The sequence below is a fragment of the Candidatus Aminicenantes bacterium genome (genome assembly GCA_026393855.1).
Classification (GTDB): Bacteria; Acidobacteriota; Aminicenantia; order Aminicenantales; family UBA4085; genus UBA4085.
This window is the reverse complement of the sequence record JAPKZJ010000065.1, coordinates 42,865-65,484: the sequence shown is the minus strand read 5'-3', so window position 1 is coordinate 65,484 and position 22,620 is coordinate 42,865. Positions and strand designations below refer to the sequence as shown.

The following is a 22,620-nucleotide window of genomic DNA, read 5'->3' as shown; positions in this document are numbered from 1 at the left end:
CGGAATCGGCGCCGAAAGCTTGGGAGAAATGTTGAATGTTGAGATCTGACCCCTCCTAATCTTAAAGAGAAATCATGATCGGCTCGGGCTCCTCTTCAAAAACGAGAGGAAGCCGCGGGTAGACGAATTGTCGCTGGTAGATCTCCAGGCCGGCCGCGACGGATGTCAGCATCGCCAGACAGACGACGAACTTGCCAACGCTCTTAAAGAGGGCCGTTTCGAGCGCAGTCAACAGCCCGAAGATTAGGAAGAAAGCCACGCTATACGGCAGCCAGCGTGAATAAAGCCGCGCCTTGCCCGGGACGACATGACAGGCGAAAGGGATGCGGGCGTACTTCCAAAAAAGGACCTCCGTGAATAATGCCGCCCAGGCCAGAGAGTAAAGGGCGTGCAGGATCGCCGGCCCCGCCCCCCACAATCGGCCATAGACAAGACCCGTGAAGATACCAAAGGGCAGGAGGAAACAAGCCGCGATGAGCTTCTTCACGGCCAGATAATACGGTCGGCGGTCTTCCCGTTCGGTCGCCCGAAAGATCCAGTTGGCTTCAGCCGCGAAGGGGACGTTAAAAACCGACCGCAGACTCATTAAGAGGAAAAAGCCGAGCACCAACGGAGCCCCGAGGACGTTGATTCCGGCCGTCCGCGGGCTAGTCAAGTCCGTCCGCGGCAGACCGATGATGAGGAATAGCCCGGCCAACGAGACGACCAGAGAGCCGGCCAGCCGGACTTTATGGAGGGCGCTGCGGCGGATCGTTCCGCCGACGAAATGGAAGACCGCCTTCTCCACGGGATTCAGAAAGAGCATCCGATCGATCCCTCCACTCAAAACGCGACGAACCTCCGGCCAGATTCGCGCCCGCGTCCGGACCTCGCCGGCCTTGGCCAGATGGCGGCGGTAACCGAAGGACATGGCCATTCGATCAGCGACGGCCAGGATAAGCAGGGCCGCCAGCCCGATGTTCGCCCCGGCCGCATAGAACGGGTCGGAGCGCCCGATCAGCGTTTCGTAGATCGAGACGTACCAAACCGGCGGCCACCAAAGGAGGGCCAGCGGATGTACTTCCCGCGTCCGGTCGACGAGGTCGAGAAAGGCTTGGAGGGCCCGCGCATCAGTCAAAACCAAGGCCATGACCATGATGACGGTCAGCGCCATAACGAATCGCAAGCCGAGAGATATGGCCCGGAAGACTCGGGCTCCCAGAACGGCCAGCAAAACGGCTTCCAAGAAAAGAAAGAAAAGAAAAACGAAGGCGAAGGCGGCTGCGGCCGCCGCCACATGCGCGACGCAGTAAGCGGCCAGGCTCCGCAACGAATCACCGGTCCAGCGCGGCAGGAAAATCGCCACGCCGAAGACCGATAAGAAGCAGACGGCGGCGGTATACATCGCGACAAAAAGGGCGAAGGCCGCGAACTTGGAGGTGATGATCGTCTCGGGTTTCACCGGCAGGGGTGTCAAGTTCAGGTGATCGCGCAGGTCGGGAAACAGGACGTCCCATTCCAAAACCACGGCCAAGGCCAGAAAGAGCATGAAGAAAGTCAGGAAAACGAGCTTCTCCCGCCAGGACTGCCCCTGATCTTGGACAAAAATGTATGGTATGAAGAGCCTGTTGGTCACAAACCAGCCCAGGGCCGCGATCATGGCCAGGAGCACGTAGACTTTTTCTTTCATCTGCTCGGCGAACGGAAAAACATCGTTCTGAAACAGGCGCTGGAAAAAATGGCGGGTCAGGACGAGAATCTGCCGAGGCCGTCCCCGCAGGCGGCCGGCCCAATACTCGAACCGCAGGGCTTCGGCCATCGCCTCAGCCTCTCATGACCGCGATGATGTCGCGGGCCATGGCGTCCGTGTCGGCCTGGGCCGTGAGCTGGCTGAAGATCTCGACCAGCGAGGGCAGCTTCATCAGCGTCCGCAAGTCGGCGACGGAATCGTCGGCCACGACCCTTCCCTTATGCAGAATGATGACCTTGGTGCAGAGCTTCTCGGTCACCTCCAGGACATGGGAGGAATAGATGACGATCTTGCCTTCGCCCGCCAAGCGCAGAACCAGATCGCGGATGATCAGACCGGTCGTCACGTCCAGGCCCGAGAGAGGCTCGTCGAGGAGGAGCACATCCGGGTCGTGCAGCAGGGCGGCGGCGATGAGGATCTTTTGCCGCATACCTTTGGAGTAGGCGCCGACGGCGTTGTCGCGATCGGCGTCCAGTCCGAAGACCTTCAGGAACCCCATGGCTTTGGCGAACAAGCGGCTTTCCGGGATCTCGCGCAGGCGGCCGACCAGAAGAAGATAATCCAGCCCGCTTAGATGCGGATAAATCTCGGCCTGTTCGGGTATGTACCCCAGGCGGCTGCGGAAAGCGTAGAGGTCCTTACGGATCTCCCGGCCGTCGTAGAGAATCGAGCCCTCCGAGGGCTCGAGCAGACCGGCCAGCATCTTGATCGTGGTCGACTTGCCGGCCCCGTTAGGACCGAGATAGCCCAGAACTTCGCCCGGCTTGACGACGAAGCTGACGTTGTCGACGGCCGGAAAAACATTGTATCGCTTGGTCACCCCGCCGAGCTCGAGCATGGGCGCCGCCTCCTCTTCCCTTGCCAATAGCCTACCCAAAACCATTCCAGCAAACAACGTGCCAGGACGTTCTCCCAACGATATGGGGAAAGAACGAGCCGGCCGCGATTGAAGCGTAAAGCATCTTTACGATGCGATGGGCTTCCGGCATGGTCGGATAAAGAGTTATCGGCTCGAGTCTAAGAAAAGGCGAGGTCCCCACGCACTCGCTTCGCGAGTGCTCGGGACGACAGATTAAAGCAAATACAATTGCCGCCAAACGAAAGAAGGGGGCGGCCCCTAAGGACCGCCCCCGGAGTTCTTGTTATTCTTACTTGACGCCGGTCGGATCGGGCAGAATGACGGCCTTGCCCGTGATTTTCCGGCCGTCGACCAGAAGCGCCACCGTGTACTCGCCCTCGGGGGCGGCCGGACCGCCGGCCCCGCGGCCGAAGCGGGAGCGCTGCGAAGACGCAGCCTGTTTTTCGGCGTCGCTCAAGTCCCGGCTCATGTTCCATATCACCGCGTTGAGGCCCGCGTCGGCCGAGCCCTTGATTTCGCTGACCACCGTAGCGCCCTTGAGGATCTGGACCTTAACCTCGCCTGCAGGCTTGGCCTTGAGATAGTAGTTGATCGCGATCCCGGCGGGCTCGCTAACGCCGGCCAGGTTGGTTCCGGCGGACTCGCGCCGCAGCTCGCGGTTCCAGCGGATCCTCGGCTCAACCGCGCAGAGGTAGGCGTCTGCGGCCACGGCCTGCGGGGTCATCTCTTCCAAGGCCGAGATGTCTGCGATCCAGGCCGAGCGCCCATGCGTGGCCACGATCAGATCGTTCTCGCGGGGATGGATCTTGAGGTCTTGGATGGCCACGGTCGGCATATTGGCCTTCATCCGGGCCCAGCTCTTGCCTCCATCGAGGCTCGTCCACACCGCAAAGTCGGTGCCGGCGAACAGGAGCAGCGGGTTCTTGGGATCCTCGCGGATGACGTTGACAGGCTCGTTGGGCAGGTTGGCCGCGATCGAAGACCAGGTTTGGCCGAAGTCGGTGGTCTTGTACAGGAACGGCTTGAAGTCGTCGTTGCGAAGCCCGGTATAAGCGACATAAGCCGTGCCGGGATCGGAAGCCGAAGCTTCGACTCGGCTGACCCAGTAGCCCGGGTTGCCGGCGATCTTATCGCTGACCTTAGTCCAATTCTTCCCGTCGTCGCGGGTCACCCAAACCAGCCCGTCGTCCGTGCCGACCCAGAGCAGGCCGGATTGGAGCGTCGATTCGGCGAAGGTGGTGATGGTGCAGTACTGGATATTGCCGTCGCCGCCGGTGCCGTTGGGCATCTTGACTTTATCGTTGGTGGTCAGATCGGGGCTGATCTCAGTCCAGGTTTCGCCCCTATTCATCGACTTCACGACGATGTTGCCGCAATGATAGACAACGTTAGGATCGAAATAGGAGACATGGATCGGTGCACACCAATTGAACCGCTTCATGGCGCCGCCCCGGTAGGCAATGCCTTTGGTCTCGCCGGTCTGCAGGTCGAGCCGGGACAGCGGCCCGAACTGGCTCTCGTTGTAGAGATAGCGATTCGTCTTCCGGTCGAAGGCGTTGTACATGCCGTCGCCGCCGCCGACCGTCGTCCAATCCTCGTAGTCGATGGCCGCGCCGTTCTTGTTGCTGCTGGGGCCGATCAGCGAACCATTGTCCTGCAGCCCACCGGCGATCCGGTACGGGAAGGACATGTCGTAGTCGACGGCATAGAACTGGGCCACCGGCATGTGATCCGGCCGGTGCCAGGCTTTGCCGCCGTCGAAGGTCACGCCCAGGCCGTGGTCGTAGCCCAGGATCATGTGCTTGGAGTCGGCGGGGTCGATCCAGAGGGCGTGATTGTCGCCGCCGAAGCGCCAAGTCGGGCCCCAGGTTTTGCCTCCGTCCTTGGATTCCTGAACCGAGACCGACAGCGCCATGACGTGTTTGTCGTCGTTGGGATCGACGATGACGTCGGCGTAGTAATAGCCGGGGCCGGAGCCGATGCTCTGTTTCTCCGGGCTGACCTTGCGCCAAGCCGCGCCGGCGTCGTCGGTCCGGTATAGCTCGCCGTCGACGATGCCCGTGCTCGATTTGCCTTCAAGGATTTCCTTCCAGCGGGCTTCGGGCGCCACTCCGGGCTTATTGACGTTTTCGATGACCGCGTAAAGGACGGACGGTTTCTTGGGATAGACGGCCAGGCCGATGCGGCCGAGCATGCCGGTCGGCAGTCCGCCGGCCAGCTTGGTCCAGGTCCGGCCGCCGTTGGTCGATTTGTGAATGCCGGAGCCGGGGCCGCCGATCATGTACGTCCAAGGCAGACGCAGCTTGTCGTATGTCGCGGCGTAAACCGTGGCGGGATTCTTGGGGTCGAGAACGACGTCGCTGGCGCCGGTCCGGTTGTCGACGAAGAGGACCTTGGTCCAGGTCTTGCCGCCGTTCACGGTCTTGAAGAGGCCCCGCTCGGGGTTTTCGGAGTATAGATGGCCGAGCGCCGCTACGTAGACGACGTCGGGGTCGGTCGGGTGGACGACGATCCGCGCGATATGGTGCGATTCGGGCAGCCCGACGTTCTTCCAGGTCTTGCCTGCGTCGATGGACTTGTAAATGCCGTCGCCCCAGTAGGTCGAGCGCGAGCTGTTGGCCTCGCCGGTTCCCAGGTAGAGAACGTTCGGATCGGAAGGGGCTACGGCCACCGCGCCGATCGAATAGGTTTTTTCGAAGTCGAAGATCGGCTCGAAGGTTTCGCCGTGATTGACGGTCTTCCACAGCCCGCCCGAGCCGGCCGCCGCGTAAAACGTCCCCGGCTGTTGGAGCGGGACGGCGAAGGCGACGAAGCGGCCGCCTTGGGCCGACGGGCCGACGGGCCGATAAGTGATGGTCTTAAATAGGTCCGGGGCGGCCCCGGTCTGGCCGCTAAGAACCGTCGCCCCGACGAGCGGGACGAGGAGAACGGCCAGGGCCAGCTGGCGAAGGGTGGATTTCCGGGAATGCATGAATCCTCCTTTGGATTGAGGGGCAAGGCGAGACTTCGACAAAGTGAAACATTGAATATCACAAGCCGGGAAGCCCGGTCAATCGGCCGCGCCCGCCGAAAAGCCTTGCTCGAATCGGGTCGGCCCCGTTAAAATCGGAGGGAATCCAGACAGCGAGGCAGCCATGATCACAACCGACTACGCCACGACCCAGGCCATCCGGGCCCTCAAGGATCACGGCATCCCCTTCGTCATCCACGCCTACAAGTACGAGGAGCGCGGCGGCACGCCCGTGGCGGCCCGGGAGCTCGGTGTGGACGAGCACGCGGTGATCAAGACGCTGGTCTTTGAGACCGACGCCCGCGAGGCGCTGCTCGTCCTGATGCACGGCGATAAAGAAGTCTCGACCAAAGCCCTGGCCCGCCTCCTCGGCGTCAAGGCCGTCACGCCCTGTTCACCCGACGCCGCGAACAAGCACACCGGCTATATGGTCGGCGGTATCTCCCCGTTCGGGACCCGCAAGCGCCTGAAAGTCTACATGCAGACGACGATCGCCGGCTTGCCGAAGATCTACATCAACGCCGGCAAGCGCGGACTGCTGGCCGAGATCGCACCCGCCGACGCCGTGAAAATCCTGGCGCCGATTCCCGCCGACGTCGCCGTCTGAAGCAGCCCACGGGCCGGCGCATTCCCCACCGGCCCCCATTCGCCGCAAGTTCGGGCTTTCGGCCCCGACCCGTTTCCTGATATGCTTGGCTGGAAAATGGGAGGGCCGGCATGCGCCTTTACGAGCTCCATATCTCGCGGCGAGCCCGCGAAGCCTACTCCTTCGACGAACCCCTGTTCGCCTTCGACGGCCGCGCCATCCTGGCCGATTTCGGAGCGGGACGAAGGCTGGCCTTCGCGTTCAACTCCGCCCATCCGGCCGAACGGGCCGTCAAAGCGGGCCAAATCAACGCGCTCGGCCTGATCCAGGAGCTCCAGCACGCCGTCGTCCAGGCCTATCGGGAGCAATTCAATCCCCGCGCCTTCGGCCAGGCCTTGGAGAGCCTCGCCGGCTCCATCGGCCCGGACGGCATCGAGACGGTCCTGCGCCGCTGCGTCGACGATTTCCCGCCCATGGCGGTCTACCGCCGCGAGGCCGACGCCGTCGAGTATCTGGACGCAAGCGCGGATGGGGCGGCCCATCGCGAGATCGTCCTGGAAGAGGCGGCCCTCCTCCGTCTGGCCAACCTCAACCCCGCCGCCGCTCCCCTGCGGGAGCTGTTCGATGACACGCCGCTCGCCGAAACTGTCGCTTACGCCGGCCTGCTCGATTCTCTTCGCGCATTTTTCGCCGTTCAGCCGCCTATCGGTCCGAAGGGCGAGAACCTGATCGACTTCCTGCAAGGCCCGGCCCTGGCCGCTCCCGATTCGCTGGCCGCCCAGCTTCTTTTCATCCGGGAACACTGGGCTCCCCTGCTGGGCGACCGGATGGTACGCCTGCTGCGGGGCCTCGATACGATCCGGGAAGAGGGAAAGCCGTCCTTCGGCGGCCCCGGTCCCGCCCGCGGGCCGGCCTTCGGCCCCGGTACCCAGGCCGCCTCGCTGGGCCTTTTCGGCGCTTCGAGCGCGCCGGCCGAGCCCGAGCCCGAGCCCGAACGGTTCAGCGCCGACTTGGATTGGATGCCGAAAATCGTCCTGTTGGCCAAGAACACCTACGTCTGGCTCGACCAGCTCTCCCGGACCTACGGCCGCCCCGTCTACCGCCTCGACCAGATCCCCGACGAAGAGCTCGAGTCGCTTCGCGCGGCCGGCATCACCGGCCTCTGGCTCATCGGCCTCTGGGAGCGGAGCCGGGCCTCGTGCCGCATCAAGCAGATGATGGGCAACCCGGAGGCCGTCGCCTCGGCCTATTCGCTCTACGACTACGTCATCGCCGACGATCTGGGCGGCGAGCCGGCCCTTCAGGACCTCAAGGCCCGAGCCGCTCACCGCGGCATCCGCCTGGCCTCCGACATGGTCCCCAACCATATGGGCATCGATTCCCGCTGGGTCGTCGAGCATCCGGAACGCTTCATCGGACTGTCCGAGCCGCCTTTCCCCGCTTATTCGTTCAACGGGCCCGATCTCTCGACCGACGATCGGGCCGGCATCCAGATCGAGGACCATTACTACGACAAGACCGACGCCGCCGTCGTCTTCAAGCGCTGGGACAAGCGCAGCGGCGAAACCCGCTTCCTCTATCACGGCAACGACGGAACCAGCTTTCCCTGGAACGATACCGCCCAGCTCGACTATCTCAACCCCGAAGTCCGGGAGGCGGTCATCCGGACCATTCTCGACGTGGCCCGACGCTTTCCCGTCATCCGCTTCGACGCGGCCATGACCCTGGCCAAACGGCATCTCCAGAGGCTCTGGTACCCGGAGCCGGGCGCCGGCGGGGCCATCCCCTCCCGCTCCGAGCACGGCCTGAGCCGGGAGGATTTCGACGCGGCGATCCCGCAGGAATTCTGGCGCGAGGTCGTGGACCGGGTCGCGGCCGAAGCACCCGACACGCTTCTCCTGGCCGAAGCCTTCTGGCTGATGGAGGGCTATTTCGTCCGGACCCTGGGCATGCACCGCGTCTATAACAGCGCCTTTATGCACATGCTGCGGGACGAGGACAACGCCAAGTACCGGCGGGTCATTAAGAACACCCTGGAGTTCGACCCCGAGGTTCTCAAGCGCTACGTCAATTTCATGAACAACCCGGACGAGCGGACGGCCATCGAGCAGTTCGGCGACGGCGACAAGTACTACGGCGTCTGCACCCTGCTGGCGACGCTGCCCGGCCTGCCCATGGTCGGGCACGGCCAGATCGAGGGCTTCGCCGAGAAGTACGGCATGGAATACCGCCGCGCCTATCAGGACGAGACCCCCAAGCCGTGGCTTCGGGAAGGCCATGCCCGCCGCATCTTCCCGCTGTTTCACAAGCGGTATCTGTTCGCCGAGGCGGCGAGCTTCCTGCTCTACGATTTCTACCAGCCCGAGGGCGGCGTGGACGAAAACGTCTTCGCTTACTCCAACCGGGCCGGCGGCGAGCGGGCCCTGGTCGTTTACCACAACAAGTACGCCGAGACGCGGGGTTGGATCCGCTCGGCCGCGGCCTTCGCGGCCAAAGTCGGAGGCAGCGACAGCAAAGTCCTCGTCCACAAGTCGCTTCGGGACGGACTGGACCTCCCCGACGACCCCGCGACCTGGATCGTCTGCAAAGATCAGGTCTCCGGACTCGAGTTTATCCGCAACGGCCGGGAGCTCGGTGAAAAGGGCTTATACCTCGAGCTGCACGCTTATGAATGCCGGGTCTTCCTCGACTTCCGTAAGGTCAGGGACGACGGACGCGGGCTCTATGCCCGGCTGGCGGAAGAGCTGGGAGGCGGCGGTGTGGCGAGCATCGAGCAGGCGCTTCGAGAGCTTCGGATGCGGCCGCTTTGGGACTCCCTCCGCGAGCTTCTGGCTCCCGGGTTTTTGGATTGGCTGGTCGGTAGCCGAAGCGTCGGCGAAGGGGGGCCGCTCTCGGAAGAAGCAGACCGTCAGATCGAAGCCAAAGCCCGATCGTTCGCCCGCGGCGTCAACGAAGAGATCTTTCCCGATTCGATCAGCGAGCCCGCCTTCGCCGAAGCGATCCGGCGCCGTTATGGAGCGGTTTTGCGTTTGATGGATGCCGGGAGGACCGATCTCGACGCCGGCTTCGCGGGGACGGCTCCGGAATCCTCGCCGATCGGAGCCCGGTTGGCCCGGTATTCGATGTTCGCCTGGTCCGTTCTCGCCTCCATCGGCCCGGCTCGCGCGGAGGCCTGGGGGTTGGACGCCGTATTAGCCGATCTTCTGGGCGATGCGGCCGGGGATGAATTCCAAGCCCGGCTGGCCGTCCACGCCATCCGGGCGTTGGCCAAGGCAGACGGCTGGTTCGAACGCCAACGAACGCCGGACGCCAACGCCCGAAGCTTGGCCCGGCTGATCGGGAAGGATCCCGATTTCCGGGCGGCCCTGCTGGTCAACGACTATCAAGGCGTCGAGTACTTCCACAAGGAATCCTTCGAGCGGCTGATGTGGTGGCTCCTGGCAACTTCCCTGGCCGGTGTTTCCGAAGAAGGCGCGCCCCAGACCTCGGGACCGCTTGGAGCGATCGCCCTCCTGCGCGCCGCCGGCGAAATCTCGGGCTTCCGGCTGGATCGGCTCTGACGGCGAAATCCGTCCCGGATGGACGGGTCAGTTCACGAACCAGACGCGGACCAGATCGAACGTCCCGTCGCCGCTTGAAACCGTCCAGTTGTAATAGCGGAGCGGGTCGTTATCCACGGTGTGGATGTACTCGGCGGCGACAGAGCCGGCTGCGTTCGAACGGAAGACGACTTCGATCCGTCCCGCCTCGTCCTCGCGGCTTTCGAACGGGATGTTCGTCAACCGAATGGTCTCCTTCTGGCTTTCGCCCGGATAGGCGTTCGTCCGCACCGTGATCAGGCTGACCAGGGCGCTGCCGTCCTCCGAAATTTCCCCCGTAATCGATACTGTTTCGGTCGCGATCGGGTTGGCCTGGGAAGCCGTGGGCGGCCTCATCTCGCTGATCGAATAGGAGACCGAGAAGCGGCGGCCCTGCCATTTCAAGGGATGCTCGTAGCGCAGCTTCTGGCGGGTGAAGAAGTCGTAGTTGCCGCCGTGGAACTCATTATACGATTGGGCGAGCGGAGTCCCCTGGGCGTTGAATTTTCCGTAGACCGTGGCTTGTACGCCGACGCATTTACCCAAAAGCTCGGCGAGCGGGCTGCCTTTTCCCTCGGATTTCGTATCGGTCGGCGCCTTGGGAGGCGCGGCCGGCGGCAACGGAAGGGCCAGCTCGAACGGCTCGGACTTCACCAGGATGCCGCCCATGTCGATCCCGACGACGGCGCTTACAGCCGGCGGCGCCTCGGCGCGGGCTCGTTCCTTGAGCAAGTCCGCCGTCAGGGACGAGAGATCCAGGCTCAGCCCCGATTCCGTCCCCTGCTCGATCCGGACAAGCGCAGTCCGCCGCGCACCGCCGATGATCAAAATAACGACAGCCTCGGGGCTTGACCAGAGATTGGCCTCCGAACCGGTCGAGGGGATGAGTCCCGACGCGTCGGTTGCAAGGCGCAGGGTCCGGAACGACAATCGGTTCGAATCCGTGTCGAACCCGTCGATCGTCACTCGGAGACGAGGCATGAACAGATCGATCATCTTAACGGCCGACTCGACCGCGGCGGGGATGAGGGCCAGGGCTTGCCCGGTCACGGTCGGCGAACCGACGGTATGGTTGCCCTTCGCGTCCCGGCCGGCGGCGGCGAAGAGGCGATTGGGCGTCTGGTAAAAGCCCCAGCCGCCTTTGGAGGGCTCGAACTCATAGAATTCGAGCTTGGGCGCGGGATAGGCAGGTTGGCCGTTGGCCGGAGCCACGAGGCCGCCGGTCGCCCCGTCGCGGCCGGAAATCGTGTCCTTGGAGAAGAAATGACGGTTGGTGAACAGGGCCAGGGTGTGGATGAGAACGCCGGGGTCCTCGACCCCCTCCAGAGCCGCCCGAACCGCATCGGGCGCCGGCCCCGCGGCGCAGCGCGAGACGACGTCAGCGTCGACGTAATCCTCGTACGGATCGCCGGCCAGCGTCTTCTTGATCCAGGCGCCCGGATGGGCGTCGTTGCGGACGTGGGCAGGGACCGTCATGTCGGCCAGGAGATGCAGCGTTTCGCCCAGGGACCTCCAGACCGCGCCGAACTCCTTGCCCCGATCGGCGTCCGCGAAGTCCATGGCGGCAATGTACTCGAGCCCGTCCCGGCCGCGGAGGAAGGAATAGGGGGAATCGGAGACCGCCCAGGTCTTGGCGTCCATGCGGGGGTTGTGTCCCATCAGGAGAGGCGACATCCAGGCGTCTAGCGCGTCGGTCAGATAAGCCGCTTTCTTGCCGGTTTCAGCATCCGTGCCGCGGGCCAACGGATCGTAGAAATGGCGCATGGCCATATACGACTCCGGCTCGTCGGCCGTGAAGCCGCCCTCCTCGACCCACCAGGCGAAGGGCGAGAGAACGTCGCCTTCTTCGATGAAAGACGCGGTGACACCCGGCCAGAGCGTCTCACCGCGGTGCCAAGACCCCGCTTTTATCACCGTCTTCGACTTGACTTGGAACAGCCGGCTCGACGCAGGCAGCCCGTAGCGTTCGATCGTAGGCCGGAAATCGTAGAGTTTCAGGATCGGGTCTTCGGCGGCCAGGCGGAGGAAGCGGCTCAAGGCCAGGGCGTTGATGCGCCGGTGCGGCCCGCCGCCCGGGCCGTCGTTGGCATAGCCGAGGGCCGGCGCGGGTATAACCGCCAGGAATGCAAGGAGGGCCGCCCAAATCGGGAGCCGCCGCTTTCTCTCGTTCATGGTTGGAATTATTCACCGCCCGGCGGCGATGTCAAGGACGCTTATTGGCTTCACTTCAGAAGGGCGATCGAGATGGCCACCCCGGCCACGACCATGATGTTGCGGAAGAGCGGTTCATATGTCGTCATGGCGGATTTGGTCTCGCCTATTTTTTCCGCGTCCGTCCAGCCAATCAGGACGTTCGTCGGAAAGCAGGGACCGATCTCCCCGCCCTTCCATCTTTGGATGTTATTGAGCTCGAGGATGCAGGTCATGCTTAGGCAGTAGTTGTCCCCGGGATTGCTGTTCAAATCACCGATTCCGTACGCTCCATAGTCGATCAGATAGTCGGCCGGCAGAATGCCGTCCGGATTTTTCCCCACCGCGATCATCCGGATATCGGCCATGCGGGCCCGATAGACGGCCGGGTTGTTCTGGTCGAGGGCGGTCAGGGCCTCGTCCAGCTTAGCCTTGATCACCCGAAGCATTTCCTTGGCCGATACGAGATTGAGATTGCATCCCGCCAGCCGGCCCAAATACTGCAGGCCTCCCGCGGCGGCCGCGGCAGAGGACCCGACGGACCCCAGTTGCTGGGCCCATTCGCGGGCCTTGATCATGGACTCGAACAGGCCGATCGTCTCGCTGAAAATGCTGTTGGCCAAGGTCAGCCCCATGGCCTTCAAGGCCCCGTTCAGCCCCTTGGAGACGTAGATTCCGACCCGTTCTTCGATCGTTCCTTTGAGCTCGGAGTCCCCCGGGCCGCCGAATATGCCCAAGGCCTTGGCCCCATAATCGACCACGATGGACAAGGCGGCGTTCAAGCTGGCCTCAAACGTGTACACGCTGCTCATGAAATGAATGACCGAATCGGCATAGTCGAAGAACGACGTCGTGCCCTTGAGCGGATAGATCAAGGCCGCGCTGAGGGCTTCGCTTTTATAGTCCTTCCAACCGGAGGGGAAGACCCAGACGAACGTCTCCTCGATCGCCTGGTTCGGATGGCTGATCCGAACCGTGAATTTCGTCGGATTCGTGATCTTGGATGCCGGGTACTCGAAACCGAATTCGGTCTTGGGAATGTAGGGCGCGGTCGCAATCCCCTCGCCCCGGCCATATTGGCGCCCCTCGATGCTGCCGTTTCGGTAAATCTCGATCTGATCGGCCTTGTCGAGCGAGGTAAAATAGAAAGAAGCCGCCCCGGGCTCCAAGATGAAGACGTTGGCGCCGGCTTCGATCATTTTCCAGGAGCGCTGAGCCCCGCCGAACAGGACGCCGCGGGGATAATCGCCGGCCGCGGGAGTGAACTTGCCCATCACGGAATTGAGCGGCGCCTTATTCCAGTCCAGCCAGACGTCCGGTTCGAAAAGCCACTCCATTTTATTGGCTTGATTGCGGATCTTGACCGATTTCACACGCCAGTCCGGTCTGTTGCCGGAGTTGTCATGACGGATCGTGATGAACTCGATCTTGTCCAGACTGGATGAATCGGGCAGCCCAGGAGCCGTTCCCTGGTGCGATTTGAAGACGTCGGTCCGGCCGTTTTCGAAAGGATCCGACTTGGTTTCAGAGATGGCGTCATAAAGGGCGAATTCCGTCGTCCCGACCCTTTCGCCGTCGGCATTCAAGGACCCATAGAGGGAGACATAGACCCAAGCGTTCGTCCCGGCCCCCTCTTCGGTCCCCGTCGTCACCTCGATCTCGTAGCCGGCGGTCCTGGCCGATCCCACGGAGACCGGGCCGCTTCGCTTGGCGCCTCCGTAATCGATGGTCTTGGGGACATTGACGATCCGGGTGATCTTTCCCGTCTCCCCTTTGTCGTCCGTAACCGTAAGCATCACCTCGTGCGCGCCTCCCCCCGCAAACTCATGGCTGATGGTCGGCGAGCCGGTTAGGAGAGAGGCTGCCGAACGATCGAAATTCCAGGCATAGGAGACTACGCGGCCGTCGGGGTCGCTGGAACTTCCGGCGTCCAAGAGGACGGGGACGTCCCACAAGGCGTTCTCGGCCCGGGGCGGGACCGTGAATTTGGCCACCGGCGGCTGGTTGACCGGCCGGGCCTGGATCGGGACCTCGAACATCTGCGAGAATCCGCCCAGCGTCAAGGTGAACCAGGTCGTGTCCCGGTGGGAAGGCGACCGCCATTTCAGCCCGTCCAGACGGCCGGTATTCGCGGTGACCGTCGCGCCGGCCGGCGTGTAGGAGATCGCCTCGTCGGCGTCGGTGAAGACAGGTTCCGGCGAGATGCCGAAGGTGGCGTTCAGCCAGCCATTGACCTGATCCCGGGGAATGGGAAGGATGAGCGATCGGTTCTGCGTCAGGTCGGCGCTCATGAACGGCAGGAAAAGATGCGTCTCGTTGGAGACATGCCGGATCCTGTCCCGGGCGAAGCTCATCAGCTTCCAGGTCGAATCGTCGAACGGATAGTACGCCATCAAGCCGGCGGTCTGCGGGTTCAAAGCGGCGACGACGGTCCGCCAGAGCTTGGCCCGAGCCGGGGCTTTCACGCCGGGCGGGTAAATCCGCTCCTGGTCCCAAAAATAAAGCTTCCCGTCGATGAAGCCCGGCGGCGAGTTCACTTGGGCGTTGTAAGCGCTCTCAAGCTCCGTCCGGGCCAGCGAGGGCAGGGCGAAAGACACGATCAGGTCTTCGGACCGCGGCTGATGGCGATTGATGAAGGCCAGCAGCTTTCCGGCCGGGTCCAGCCCCGTCCAGGCGAGACGGTCGGTTTTCGGATCAATGCTCGCCTGGGCCAGCTTGGCCCCGGCCGGATCGAACACCGCGATGACGGTCTTTTCGCCGTCCACGCGACCGAGGTGCCGGGTGTTGATCCCCGCGACCAGGCGGCGGCCGTTGGGCGAGTCCCAGATGTACGAGAAATCGACCGTCGCATAAGGCTTGAGCTCGGACAAATCGAAGAAGGCCCGATCCAGAAAGACCGCCTGGCCGTCCTCTTTGAGCAGCATAAACTTGAAGACCGGGCCGAAGAGGCTTTGGACTTCTTCGGCCAGAAGGGCTGGGAATCCCTGGTAGACATGCTCCGTCGCTCGATAGAATCGATTCTCCAGAAACTCGATCATCTCCGCGGATAGCGCTCGACCGGCCCAGAGGTCTGTTTTCGAGATCGGATCATAGAGGATGGGCCGGCGATCGTTCCAATTCGGCGCCTGCGAAACCATGAGCAGAAACTTATCACCGATCGTAGCCAAGAAACGGGCCTGCCGGACGTTCGAGACAGGACCGAAGACGACGGAACCATCGGCCATGTCCAGAATGGAATCCCCCGAAATCGCCAGGAAGCGGCCGGCGTGACCGAGGATCATACTCCGGTTGTAGGAGATCCTCTGCCCGCTCCGGAGATCGTAAATATGTAGGCCGACCGAATTCGCGGTAGGCTCGGTCTCGGCGGCCGAAAAGGCGACTCGGAATCCGTCGATGACGATCGGTTCCCCTACCGATACGAACGTCTTCTCCCAATGAACGATAAGCTGGCCTTCCTCCCAGCTTTCGACAACCTCCCGGCCTTGGCCCACGACCCGATGAAGGACCAAGAAACTTCTGCTCGCGGTCATGTTCTGCAGTCGTCCCTCCAGGGGACGGCCGTCGTACTGCGAGAACGGATCCGAGACCGTCTGGGAGAAAACGGGGACGGCAAGGCCGGGGAAGAGGGCCAGGCAGGCCAGCCAAAGACAGGGCTTCCGCTTCCTCTCATCCATGCCCGAATTATCCACCCCCCGGCCGGGAAGTCAAGGAATCTAAGCGGACTTCATCCGAAGAGAAGGCCGGCTAAAGCGGCTTCCCAATGTTCGGGCCTTACCCCCGGCGACTGGATTCGCAGCCTATCATAAACCGCCTTTACAGCTTGGCGGATATCGGCTGCGTTCCGGTTGGGTCCAAGCAAAACGGTTTCCAATTCGGCGACCGCGGCCCGGGGCAACAGCGTGAAATCTCCGGAAATCGAAAGATCGACGATTTCGCCCCGCAAAACCGTGGCCGTCAGCCGGATCAACCCTCCGGGAGCCTTGAAGACGGACTCCACAACCTGGACGTCCTCGTGGATCTTGATTCCCGGCCGCCGGGGAACCCGCCGGGGCTCCAACCATTCCGTCGTCAAAAACGTCTTGTCGAGGATGCGGGCCCGCTGCTCCTCCGCTTCGGTCCAGGAACCGGGCACGATCTCCCGCCCGAGGGCTCCGGCGCAGGATCGCAAATAGGCTTCGACCATGGTCCCGCGGTCCGGACGGAAGCCCAACTGTTCATGCAAGGTCGTCATATACTGTTCGAGGTTTTGGATGATTTTATCCCGCATCTTCTCTGAGGAGACCTTCAGAACCCGAGCCATCGCGGCCTTGTCGAAGTCGAACATCAGGCTTCCGACCACGACCTCGACCCGGCCGATGGCCGCCGCTCCCGTGCCGCCGATCTTCTTGCCCGCGACATGGATGTCGTTGACCGGGCGGAATTCGGCCGCGACGCCCAAAGCACGGTAGGCTTCAACGATCGGATCGACGAAAAGACGGAAACGATCCTCAACGGACGCCGGCAGAGATCCGGGCCGGAAGACCCATTGGATGAAAACTTGACCGGCATCCAAATAGACCGCTCCCCCGCCGACCTCGCGGCGCAGGACCGGCCAGCCCCGGCTCCGGCAGTATTCTCGATCGACCTCCCGGTCCACATCCTGATGGAAGCCGACGCAGACATAGGGTGAAGCCGGACTGACCAGGATGATGGTATCCGGTCCTCCCTCCGTCAGGACTTCGGCGGCGGCGTGATAGCAGGTTTGCGACCGGACGGCGGGAACCGTCCCCAGATCCAACAGCCGGATAACGCTCATTGCTCTCGCTCCCGCCTTTCAGCCATAAAATCCCCACCCGGCCAAGACGGCGGCCGCGTGCTCGATGAGCGCCGGCATGGCCGCCGCGACTTCGGGGCTCAACTCCAGGCCGATGGATAGGTCCGCCGGCTGAACTCCGACGAGGTGCAGACGCTCGGGCAACCGGTTTCGCATGGCCGCTAATTGCAGCACTTCTTGGAATGTCACCTGGTGCCAAGACAGCTTGGCCCGGCCGAAAAGGGGGATATCGGCCCCGGTCAGCTCGATCAGGGTTCCGGGCGGTTTGCGGGCGTCAACAGCGTCCAGGATGAGAAGCGCACGGGCGCATTCGACGAGCGGCAGCAGGTCCAGGCCCAAAACCCCGCCGTCCAGGATCTCGATCCCGGCGACGGAGCCGAGCCGATTCCGTAAGGGCTCGAGGCATTGAACGCCCAGGCCCTCGTCCCGGTTTAATAAATTGCCTAATCCAAGGACAATGGCACGATCGGGCCCGCTCATCCTATGTTCCGTCCGTCCCAGCCGATCGTCTTCGGCGCCTTAATCCGGGCAGACGACATTGAAGCCCGTCCCGACCTCGCCCGCGGATCGGCCCTCGGCATCGATCATATGGATGGCGCAGGCCATGCATGGGTCGAAGGAGTGGATCGTCCGCAGGATCTCCAGCGGCTGATCCGGCACGGCCAAGTGCGTGCCGACCAGCGAGGCTTCGTAGGCGCCGGGCTGGTCCTTATGATCGCGGGGGGACGCGTTCCACGTCGTCGGGACAACCATCTGGTAGTTCTTGATCTTGCCGCCTTCGATCACGACCCAGTGCCCCAAGGCACCCCGAGGCGCTTCCATGAAGCCGAAGCCCTGGGCTCGGCGCGGCCAAGTCGAGGGATCCCATTTTTCGCCGTTGAATGTTTCCGTGCGGCCGCCCTTGATCTCCTCCATCAGCTCGTCAAAAAAGCCGGTCAGGAGGTCCGAAAAGACCTTGGTTTCGATGCCCCGCGCCGCCGTTCGGCCCAGGGTCGAAAAAAGGGCCGAGGCCGGCGCCTTCAGCTTGTCCAGAACCACATTGACCAGCCCGACGGTCGGCTTGTGGCCGACGGCATACATGGCCAGGACGCGGGCCAGGGGGCCGACCTCCACGGGCGTTTCATTCCAGCGGGGCGCCTTGAGCCAGGAGTATTTGCCCGCGACGTCAAGCTGTTGGAACGGAGGCTTCGGCCCCGTGAAGTTGAAGACCGTCTCGCCCTCCCAGGGGGCCAGCCCCGCTTGATCGCCTTTTTGGTAGGTGTACCAGGAGTGGGCGATGAACTCCTTCATCCTCTCGAAGTCCCGCGGATCGGGCACCACGACGTTTTTCAGGTCGCGGTTCAGGATCAGCACGCGGGGCACCACGTATTTCGAGAGGTCGGCGATATCTTCGCCGGGGAATTCGCCCCAGGTCAGGAAATTGCCCAAGCCCTCCCCCAGCGCCGCATAGTCCAGGTAATAGGGCGCGATGGCCAGCAGGTCGGGAATGTAGACCTGGTCGACGAACTGGTTGATTTTCGCGATGGAATCGGCGATGACGGACAGCTTCGCGGCGTTCAGCGACTGATCCCCGTTCATGTCGATCGGCAGCGGCACGCCGCCGACGACGAAGTTGGGGTGAGGATTCTTGCCGCCGAAAATGGTGTGGATCTTGGTGACGTGCGACTGCCAGTCCAACGCCTCCAGGTAATGGGCCACGGCCAGCAAGTTCACCTCGGGCGGCAGCTTGTAGGCCGGATGCCCCCAGTAGGCGTTGCTGAAGAGCGACAGCTGCCCGCTGTCGACGATCGCCTGCACCTTTTTGCGGACGTCCGCGAAGTAGGCGGGCGAGGACATCGGCCAGGAGGACAAGCTCTGCTGGATGTCGGATGTCTTCTTCGGATCGGCGGCCAGGGCGGAGACGACGTCCACGAAGTCCAGGGCATGCAGGTGATAGAAGTGCATGACGTGATCGTGGACGTATTGCTGGGCGATGATCATGTTGCGGATGATGTTGGCCGCCTTGGGGATCCGGATGCCCAAGGCGTCCTCGACCGCGCGGATCGAGGCGATGGCGTGGACCGTCGTGCAAACGCCGCAGGCCCGCTGGGCGAAAGCCCAGGCCTCCCGGGGATCGCGCCCTTGGAGAATGATCTCGATGCCCCGGACCATGGTCCCGGATGAATAGGCCTTGGTGATTGTCCGGGCTTCGTCCAGTTCGACTTCCAGGCGCAGATGGCCCTCGATGCGGGTGATGGGATCGATGACGATGCGTTGGGTCATTGCTCGTTTCTCCTCTTGTGTCCCGGCTTCCCCGGTCAGACCAAAGCCTTGGCCACCATCTCGGTCAAACCGCGGACCTTGACCTCGAACCCGAAATGGGCGACGCCTTCGGTGAACTGGAGCCGGCAATTGCTGCAGACCATGCAGACGGACTGGGCTCCGTTGGCTTTCATCTGGTCGATCTTCATGCCGAAGACGGCGAATCGCAGCGGATCGGCTTCCTGGATGGAGATCACTCCGCCGCCGCCGCAGCAGCACATGGATTGCTCGCGGCAGGGATCCATCTCCCGGAAGGAATCCCCGGCCAGGATTTTCAAAATCTCACGCGGCTCTTTGATATGGCCGCCTCGTCGTTGAATCTTGCAGGAATCATGGAAGGTGATGGGGGCGTCGGCATAGGCGCCCGCCTTCAGCTTGATCCGACCCGCTTTCCACAAGTCGTAGATCACCCGGACAATATGAGTGACCGTGAGCCCCGGCGGAACATCCATGATGTTGGGGGCCGTCCAGCGGAAAGCCTCGTAGGCATGCCCGCACTCGGAGATCATGATCCGCTTGACGCCGAGGGCTTTGGCCGCGTCGAAGACCCGGCCCAGGAACAGCTTGGTCCGCCGCTCGTTCGACTCGAAATAGCCGAAGTTGACGACTTCCCGGCCTGGGCTGGAGACCGTCCAGCTTTCCCCGGCCTTGTTCAGAATGGTCGCGACCGCGGCCAGGTTTTCCGGGAACTTCATCAGCTCGATCGAGGTGAACACGGCCAGGGTGTCCGCCCCCGGCTTGTCGACCGGGATCTCGACCTCCCATTCCTCGGCGATCCAGTCCAAACGCTCGCGCCAGGCCGTCTCGGTCACTCCGAGAGGGCTGCCGACCTCCTCCTGCTTGCGGGCGGCGGCCAGCAGATCGGCCGGCACGACGCCCGCCGCGGACATGGCCGTGCGGACTTCGTGGATCAGCGGACCGATCTGGATGCCCATCGGGCAGACCATGGCGCACTTGTTGCAGACGGTGCAGGCCTCGTAGACCAACGTGCTCCAATGAGCCAGATCGGCGTCGCTGACCGACTTCTCCCAGTGAAGGGCCCGTTTGAGACGCCCAATCACCGTGAAGCGCTGCGCATAAGCCTTCCGCAACGGTTCCAGCTTCCAGACCGGAGCATACTCGGGATTGCCGAGGGCCTGGTAGAAGTGACAGGCTTCCGCGCACAGTCCGCAGCGGGTGCAGGCTTCCAATTGGCCGGCTACCCAGCCGCCCGTTTCCTTGACGAACGCAGCCATGGCCGCCGTCGTCTTCGCCGTCGTTGTTGCGGTCATGGCGTCACCCCCCGTTTCCCGGCTTGGGCGCCGTGGATGGTTTTGGCGAAGAAATAAAAAAGGAAATGGGAGATCCGACTGAACGGGATCCAGATCAGCAGAATATCGACGGCGATCATATGCAGGCTGAACAGAGCCTCATAGGGAAGGAAGAAACGATGGGCCATCGCGTACCCCGTGATCATCGGCAGAAAAACAAAGGTCCAGTTCAGCCAAACCGGCAAGCCGCTGATCAGCTTGAGCACGGGGTGGACGAAGCGGTTGATGAGGAGCATGACCATGGCCGCGATCCCGGCCGCGGCCAGTCCGTCGACGATCGGGTTGGGCAGGGTTGGCCAGCCGATTCCGGTCAAGCTCTTCCAGACGAGCATATGGGGAGCGGCCAGAAAGATGACCGCAAACAGCGACAGGTGGAAGAGCCCGCCGGCCAGGTAGGTCAGGGCGTTCTTGGGAAAAGTCCGTTTCACCCAAGGGATGAAAGGCCATACCAGCAAGGCCTTGAGGTATGCTTTAAGAACCCCGCCGGCTTTGCTGCCGGCGCTTTTCACCCGATCCTGCGGCCAGCCCAGCAGCAGGACGCGGACCAGCCGGTAGGCCATCCCGCCGATGAAGACGAGCAGGGCGGCATGGAAAAACGGCCCCCGGAAAAACCTAAGTATTTCCGACCATCCCATGATAGCCTCCTAGTCCGCTTTCGGCGGAGCGGCCGTCTTTTTCCCGGCGGCGCGCTTCCCGACCCGATTGGCCCCGGCTAAAGCCGCTCCAAGCACCACGCCCGCTCCAGCCGCCAAACCGGTGGCGCCGCTGCCCGGCTTGGCCAGGGGAGCCGACTGCCCTTGATAGAATCCCCCGCCGTCCCAGAAATGCGGTTCCGAGCATCCCAGGCAGGGGTGGCCGGATTGGACGGGGAACGACAAGCCCCTTTCCCACTTGAGGGAAGAGCAGGCGTTATACGTCGTCGGACCCTTACAGCCGAGCTCATAAAGACACCAGCCTTCCCGGGCCCCCTGGCCGCCGAAATCCTCGGCAAATTCCCCCGCCTCGTAGAAGGGGCGACGGAGGCAGTGGTCGTGGATGGTATGGCCGTAAAACGCCAGCGGCCGCTTCAAGGCGTCGGTCTTGGGCAAGGCGCCCATGACCAGGAAATGGGCGATGACGCCGGTCGTGACATCGGGGATGGCCGGACAGCCGGGGATGTTGACGATCGGCTTGTCTGTGATGATGTCCATCACCCCGCGGGCCTCGGTTGGGTTGGGGCGTGCCCCGGGTAGGCCTCCGAAGGCGGCGCAGTTCCCGGTGGCGATGATCGCCGCCGCGCCGGCGGCCGCCTCCCGAAGGATGTCCAGATTGCTCCGGCCTCCGATCGTGCAATAGGCACCGTCCAGCCCGAGGCAGGGGCTGCCTTCAACGACCAAAACGTATTGGCCCCGATATTTTTCCATCGTCCGCCGTTTGGCTTCCTCGGCCTGGACGCCGGCCGCAGCCATCAGCGTCTCCTGGTAATCAACCGCGATCCGGTTCAGGACAAGGTTGGACAGACTCGGCGAGAGCGAGCGCGACAAGGCCTCCGTGCAGCCGGCGCAATCTTGAAGCTCCAGCCAGATGATCGGCAGACGGGTCTTGGACTTGAGCGCTTCGGCGACGACACCGGCAGCATCCCGCCGGGCCGCGGCGCCGAGGGCTTTTCCAGTGGCGGTGAACTCGAGCCCGATCATGCCTGACAGGAGCCCGCAGAACTTCACGAAATCGCGGCGGGACAGTCCATCCTCTCGAAGCTGCTGGTAAATCGTCTTTTCCGACATGGCTTTATCTTTATTGGAGCCGGGCTCAGCCGCAGGAAATGTTGTCGGCTTCCAGCTTGGCCAGGTAGGCGGCCAGGCCCGCCGACCCCGTCAACAGGCCGGCCTTTTCGGCCTCCCACTGGCTGGCTTGAATCTCGGCGATCCAGCCTTCGCCGTAGGGGTCGCGGATGACCAGGTTCGGATCGGCCGCCAACTGAACGTTGGCCCGGACCAGAATTCCGGACACCGGGGCCGGGACGGGGCCGACATACTTGGAGCTTTCGACCGTGGCCACGCTCTTGCCCTTGGCGATCTCTCCGCCGATGGCCTTGGACTTGACGGTCACGGCATTCAGCTTGCCGCCGGAAAGCTTTCCGGCCACGGCATTCATGCCGATCCGCACGATGCCGCCGTCCATCGGCTTGGCCCAAATGTGCTTCTCGACGTAGTAATAGAGGTCCTCGGGAAGATTGCATCCGCGCAAGTTGGCCATTCCAGCCCT

The 22,620-nt window shown here is 63.0% G+C and carries 14 protein-coding genes; 2 read left to right on the top strand and 12 right to left on the bottom strand.

The genetic code is table 11. The features are described 5' to 3' along the window. Positions 1-61: 61 nt before the first annotated feature. From NTZ26_06980 to NTZ26_06970, 3 genes are all read right to left on the bottom strand, one after another. Entirely contained in the window at positions 62-1,798 is a 1,737-nt protein-coding gene (locus tag NTZ26_06980; GenBank protein MCX6560244.1) for a hypothetical protein, read from the bottom strand. Positions 1,799-1,802: 4 nt separating this feature from the next. Beyond that, positions 1,803-2,567 carry an ABC transporter ATP-binding protein gene (locus tag NTZ26_06975; GenBank protein MCX6560243.1) on the bottom strand — a complete coding sequence of 255 codons (765 nt, stop codon included), beginning with the start codon at positions 2,565-2,567 and terminating at the stop codon, positions 1,803-1,805. Between the two features lie 310 nt (positions 2,568-2,877). Next, positions 2,878-5,559 (bottom strand): hypothetical protein, encoded by a 2,682-nt coding sequence (locus NTZ26_06970; protein ID MCX6560242.1) that lies wholly within the window; start codon positions 5,557-5,559, stop codon positions 2,878-2,880. A 163-nt stretch (positions 5,560-5,722) separates the two neighbouring features. On the opposite strand from NTZ26_06970, the gene ybaK reads away from it, so the two are divergent. Both ybaK and NTZ26_06960 read left to right on the top strand, forming a co-directional pair. Beyond that, the gene (gene ybaK, locus NTZ26_06965; GenBank protein MCX6560241.1) at positions 5,723-6,205 is read left to right on the top strand and encodes a Cys-tRNA(Pro) deacylase; all 483 of its coding nucleotides are present in this window, start codon (positions 5,723-5,725) and stop codon (positions 6,203-6,205) included. Between the two features lie 110 nt (positions 6,206-6,315). Then, complete coding sequence (locus NTZ26_06960) at positions 6,316-9,744, top strand: alpha-amylase family glycosyl hydrolase (protein ID MCX6560240.1); 3,429 nt, start codon at positions 6,316-6,318, stop codon at positions 9,742-9,744. Positions 9,745-9,771: 27 nt separating this feature from the next. On the opposite strand, the gene NTZ26_06955 is transcribed toward NTZ26_06960, so the two are convergent. The 9 genes from NTZ26_06955 to NTZ26_06915 are packed head-to-tail and all read right to left on the bottom strand — an operon-like array spanning position 9,772 to position 22,611. Further along, positions 9,772-11,934: a hypothetical protein gene (locus NTZ26_06955; protein MCX6560239.1), complete on the bottom strand. Its 2,163-nt coding sequence runs from the start codon at positions 11,932-11,934 to the stop codon at positions 9,772-9,774. Between the two features lie 50 nt (positions 11,935-11,984). Further along, on the bottom strand, positions 11,985-15,626 hold the full coding sequence (locus tag NTZ26_06950) for a PKD domain-containing protein (GenBank protein MCX6560238.1): 3,642 nt from the start codon (positions 15,624-15,626) through the stop codon (positions 11,985-11,987). A 50-nt stretch (positions 15,627-15,676) separates the two neighbouring features. Further along, on the bottom strand, positions 15,677-16,747 hold the full coding sequence (locus tag NTZ26_06945) for a lipoate--protein ligase family protein (protein MCX6560237.1): 1,071 nt from the start codon (positions 16,745-16,747) through the stop codon (positions 15,677-15,679). A gap of 18 nt (positions 16,748-16,765) precedes the next feature. Beyond that, entirely contained in the window at positions 16,766-17,245 is a 480-nt protein-coding gene (locus NTZ26_06940; protein ID MCX6560236.1) for a HyaD/HybD family hydrogenase maturation endopeptidase, read from the bottom strand. A gap of 39 nt (positions 17,246-17,284) precedes the next feature. After that, positions 17,285-19,027 (bottom strand): nickel-dependent hydrogenase large subunit, encoded by a 1,743-nt coding sequence (locus tag NTZ26_06935; protein ID MCX6560235.1) that lies wholly within the window; start codon positions 19,025-19,027, stop codon positions 17,285-17,287. Between the two features lie 35 nt (positions 19,028-19,062). After that, positions 19,063-20,337 (bottom strand): (Fe-S)-binding protein, encoded by a 1,275-nt coding sequence (locus NTZ26_06930; GenBank protein MCX6560234.1) that lies wholly within the window; start codon positions 20,335-20,337, stop codon positions 19,063-19,065. Further along, positions 20,334-21,011 (bottom strand): hypothetical protein, encoded by a 678-nt coding sequence (locus tag NTZ26_06925; GenBank protein ID MCX6560233.1) that lies wholly within the window; start codon positions 21,009-21,011, stop codon positions 20,334-20,336. The genes NTZ26_06930 and NTZ26_06925 overlap by 4 nt, the downstream gene beginning before the upstream one ends. A gap of 9 nt (positions 21,012-21,020) precedes the next feature. After that, positions 21,021-22,139 carry a hydrogenase small subunit gene (locus NTZ26_06920; GenBank protein MCX6560232.1) on the bottom strand — a complete coding sequence of 373 codons (1,119 nt, stop codon included), beginning with the start codon at positions 22,137-22,139 and terminating at the stop codon, positions 21,021-21,023. A gap of 25 nt (positions 22,140-22,164) precedes the next feature. Beyond that, positions 22,165-22,611: a glycine cleavage system protein H gene (locus tag NTZ26_06915; GenBank protein MCX6560231.1), complete on the bottom strand. Its 447-nt coding sequence runs from the start codon at positions 22,609-22,611 to the stop codon at positions 22,165-22,167. Between the last annotated feature and the right edge of the window lie 9 nt (positions 22,612-22,620).

Excerpts from the sequence above, each read along its gene's own strand:
- NTZ26_06980 (MCX6560244.1), bottom strand. The coding sequence starts at position 1,798 with ATGGCCGAAGCCCTGCGGTTCGAGTATTGGGCCGGCCGCCTGCGGGGA.
- NTZ26_06975 (MCX6560243.1), bottom strand. The coding sequence starts at position 2,567 with ATGCTCGAGCTCGGCGGGGTGACCAAGCGATACAATGTTTTTCCGGCC.
- NTZ26_06970 (MCX6560242.1), bottom strand. The coding sequence starts at position 5,559 with ATGCATTCCCGGAAATCCACCCTTCGCCAGCTGGCCCTGGCCGTTCTC.
- ybaK (MCX6560241.1), top strand. The coding sequence starts at position 5,723 with ATGATCACAACCGACTACGCCACGACCCAGGCCATCCGGGCCCTCAAG.
- NTZ26_06960 (MCX6560240.1), top strand. The coding sequence starts at position 6,316 with ATGCGCCTTTACGAGCTCCATATCTCGCGGCGAGCCCGCGAAGCCTAC.
- NTZ26_06955 (MCX6560239.1), bottom strand. The coding sequence starts at position 11,934 with ATGAACGAGAGAAAGCGGCGGCTCCCGATTTGGGCGGCCCTCCTTGCA.
- NTZ26_06950 (MCX6560238.1), bottom strand. The coding sequence starts at position 15,626 with ATGGATGAGAGGAAGCGGAAGCCCTGTCTTTGGCTGGCCTGCCTGGCC.
- NTZ26_06945 (MCX6560237.1), bottom strand. The coding sequence starts at position 16,747 with ATGAGCGTTATCCGGCTGTTGGATCTGGGGACGGTTCCCGCCGTCCGG.
- NTZ26_06940 (MCX6560236.1), bottom strand. The coding sequence starts at position 17,245 with ATGAGCGGGCCCGATCGTGCCATTGTCCTTGGATTAGGCAATTTATTA.
- NTZ26_06935 (MCX6560235.1), bottom strand. The coding sequence starts at position 19,027 with ATGACCCAACGCATCGTCATCGATCCCATCACCCGCATCGAGGGCCAT.
- NTZ26_06930 (MCX6560234.1), bottom strand. The coding sequence starts at position 20,337 with ATGACCGCAACAACGACGGCGAAGACGACGGCGGCCATGGCTGCGTTC.
- NTZ26_06925 (MCX6560233.1), bottom strand. The coding sequence starts at position 21,011 with ATGGGATGGTCGGAAATACTTAGGTTTTTCCGGGGGCCGTTTTTCCAT.
- NTZ26_06920 (MCX6560232.1), bottom strand. The coding sequence starts at position 22,139 with ATGTCGGAAAAGACGATTTACCAGCAGCTTCGAGAGGATGGACTGTCC.
- NTZ26_06915 (MCX6560231.1), bottom strand. The coding sequence starts at position 22,611 with ATGGCCAACTTGCGCGGATGCAATCTTCCCGAGGACCTCTATTACTAC.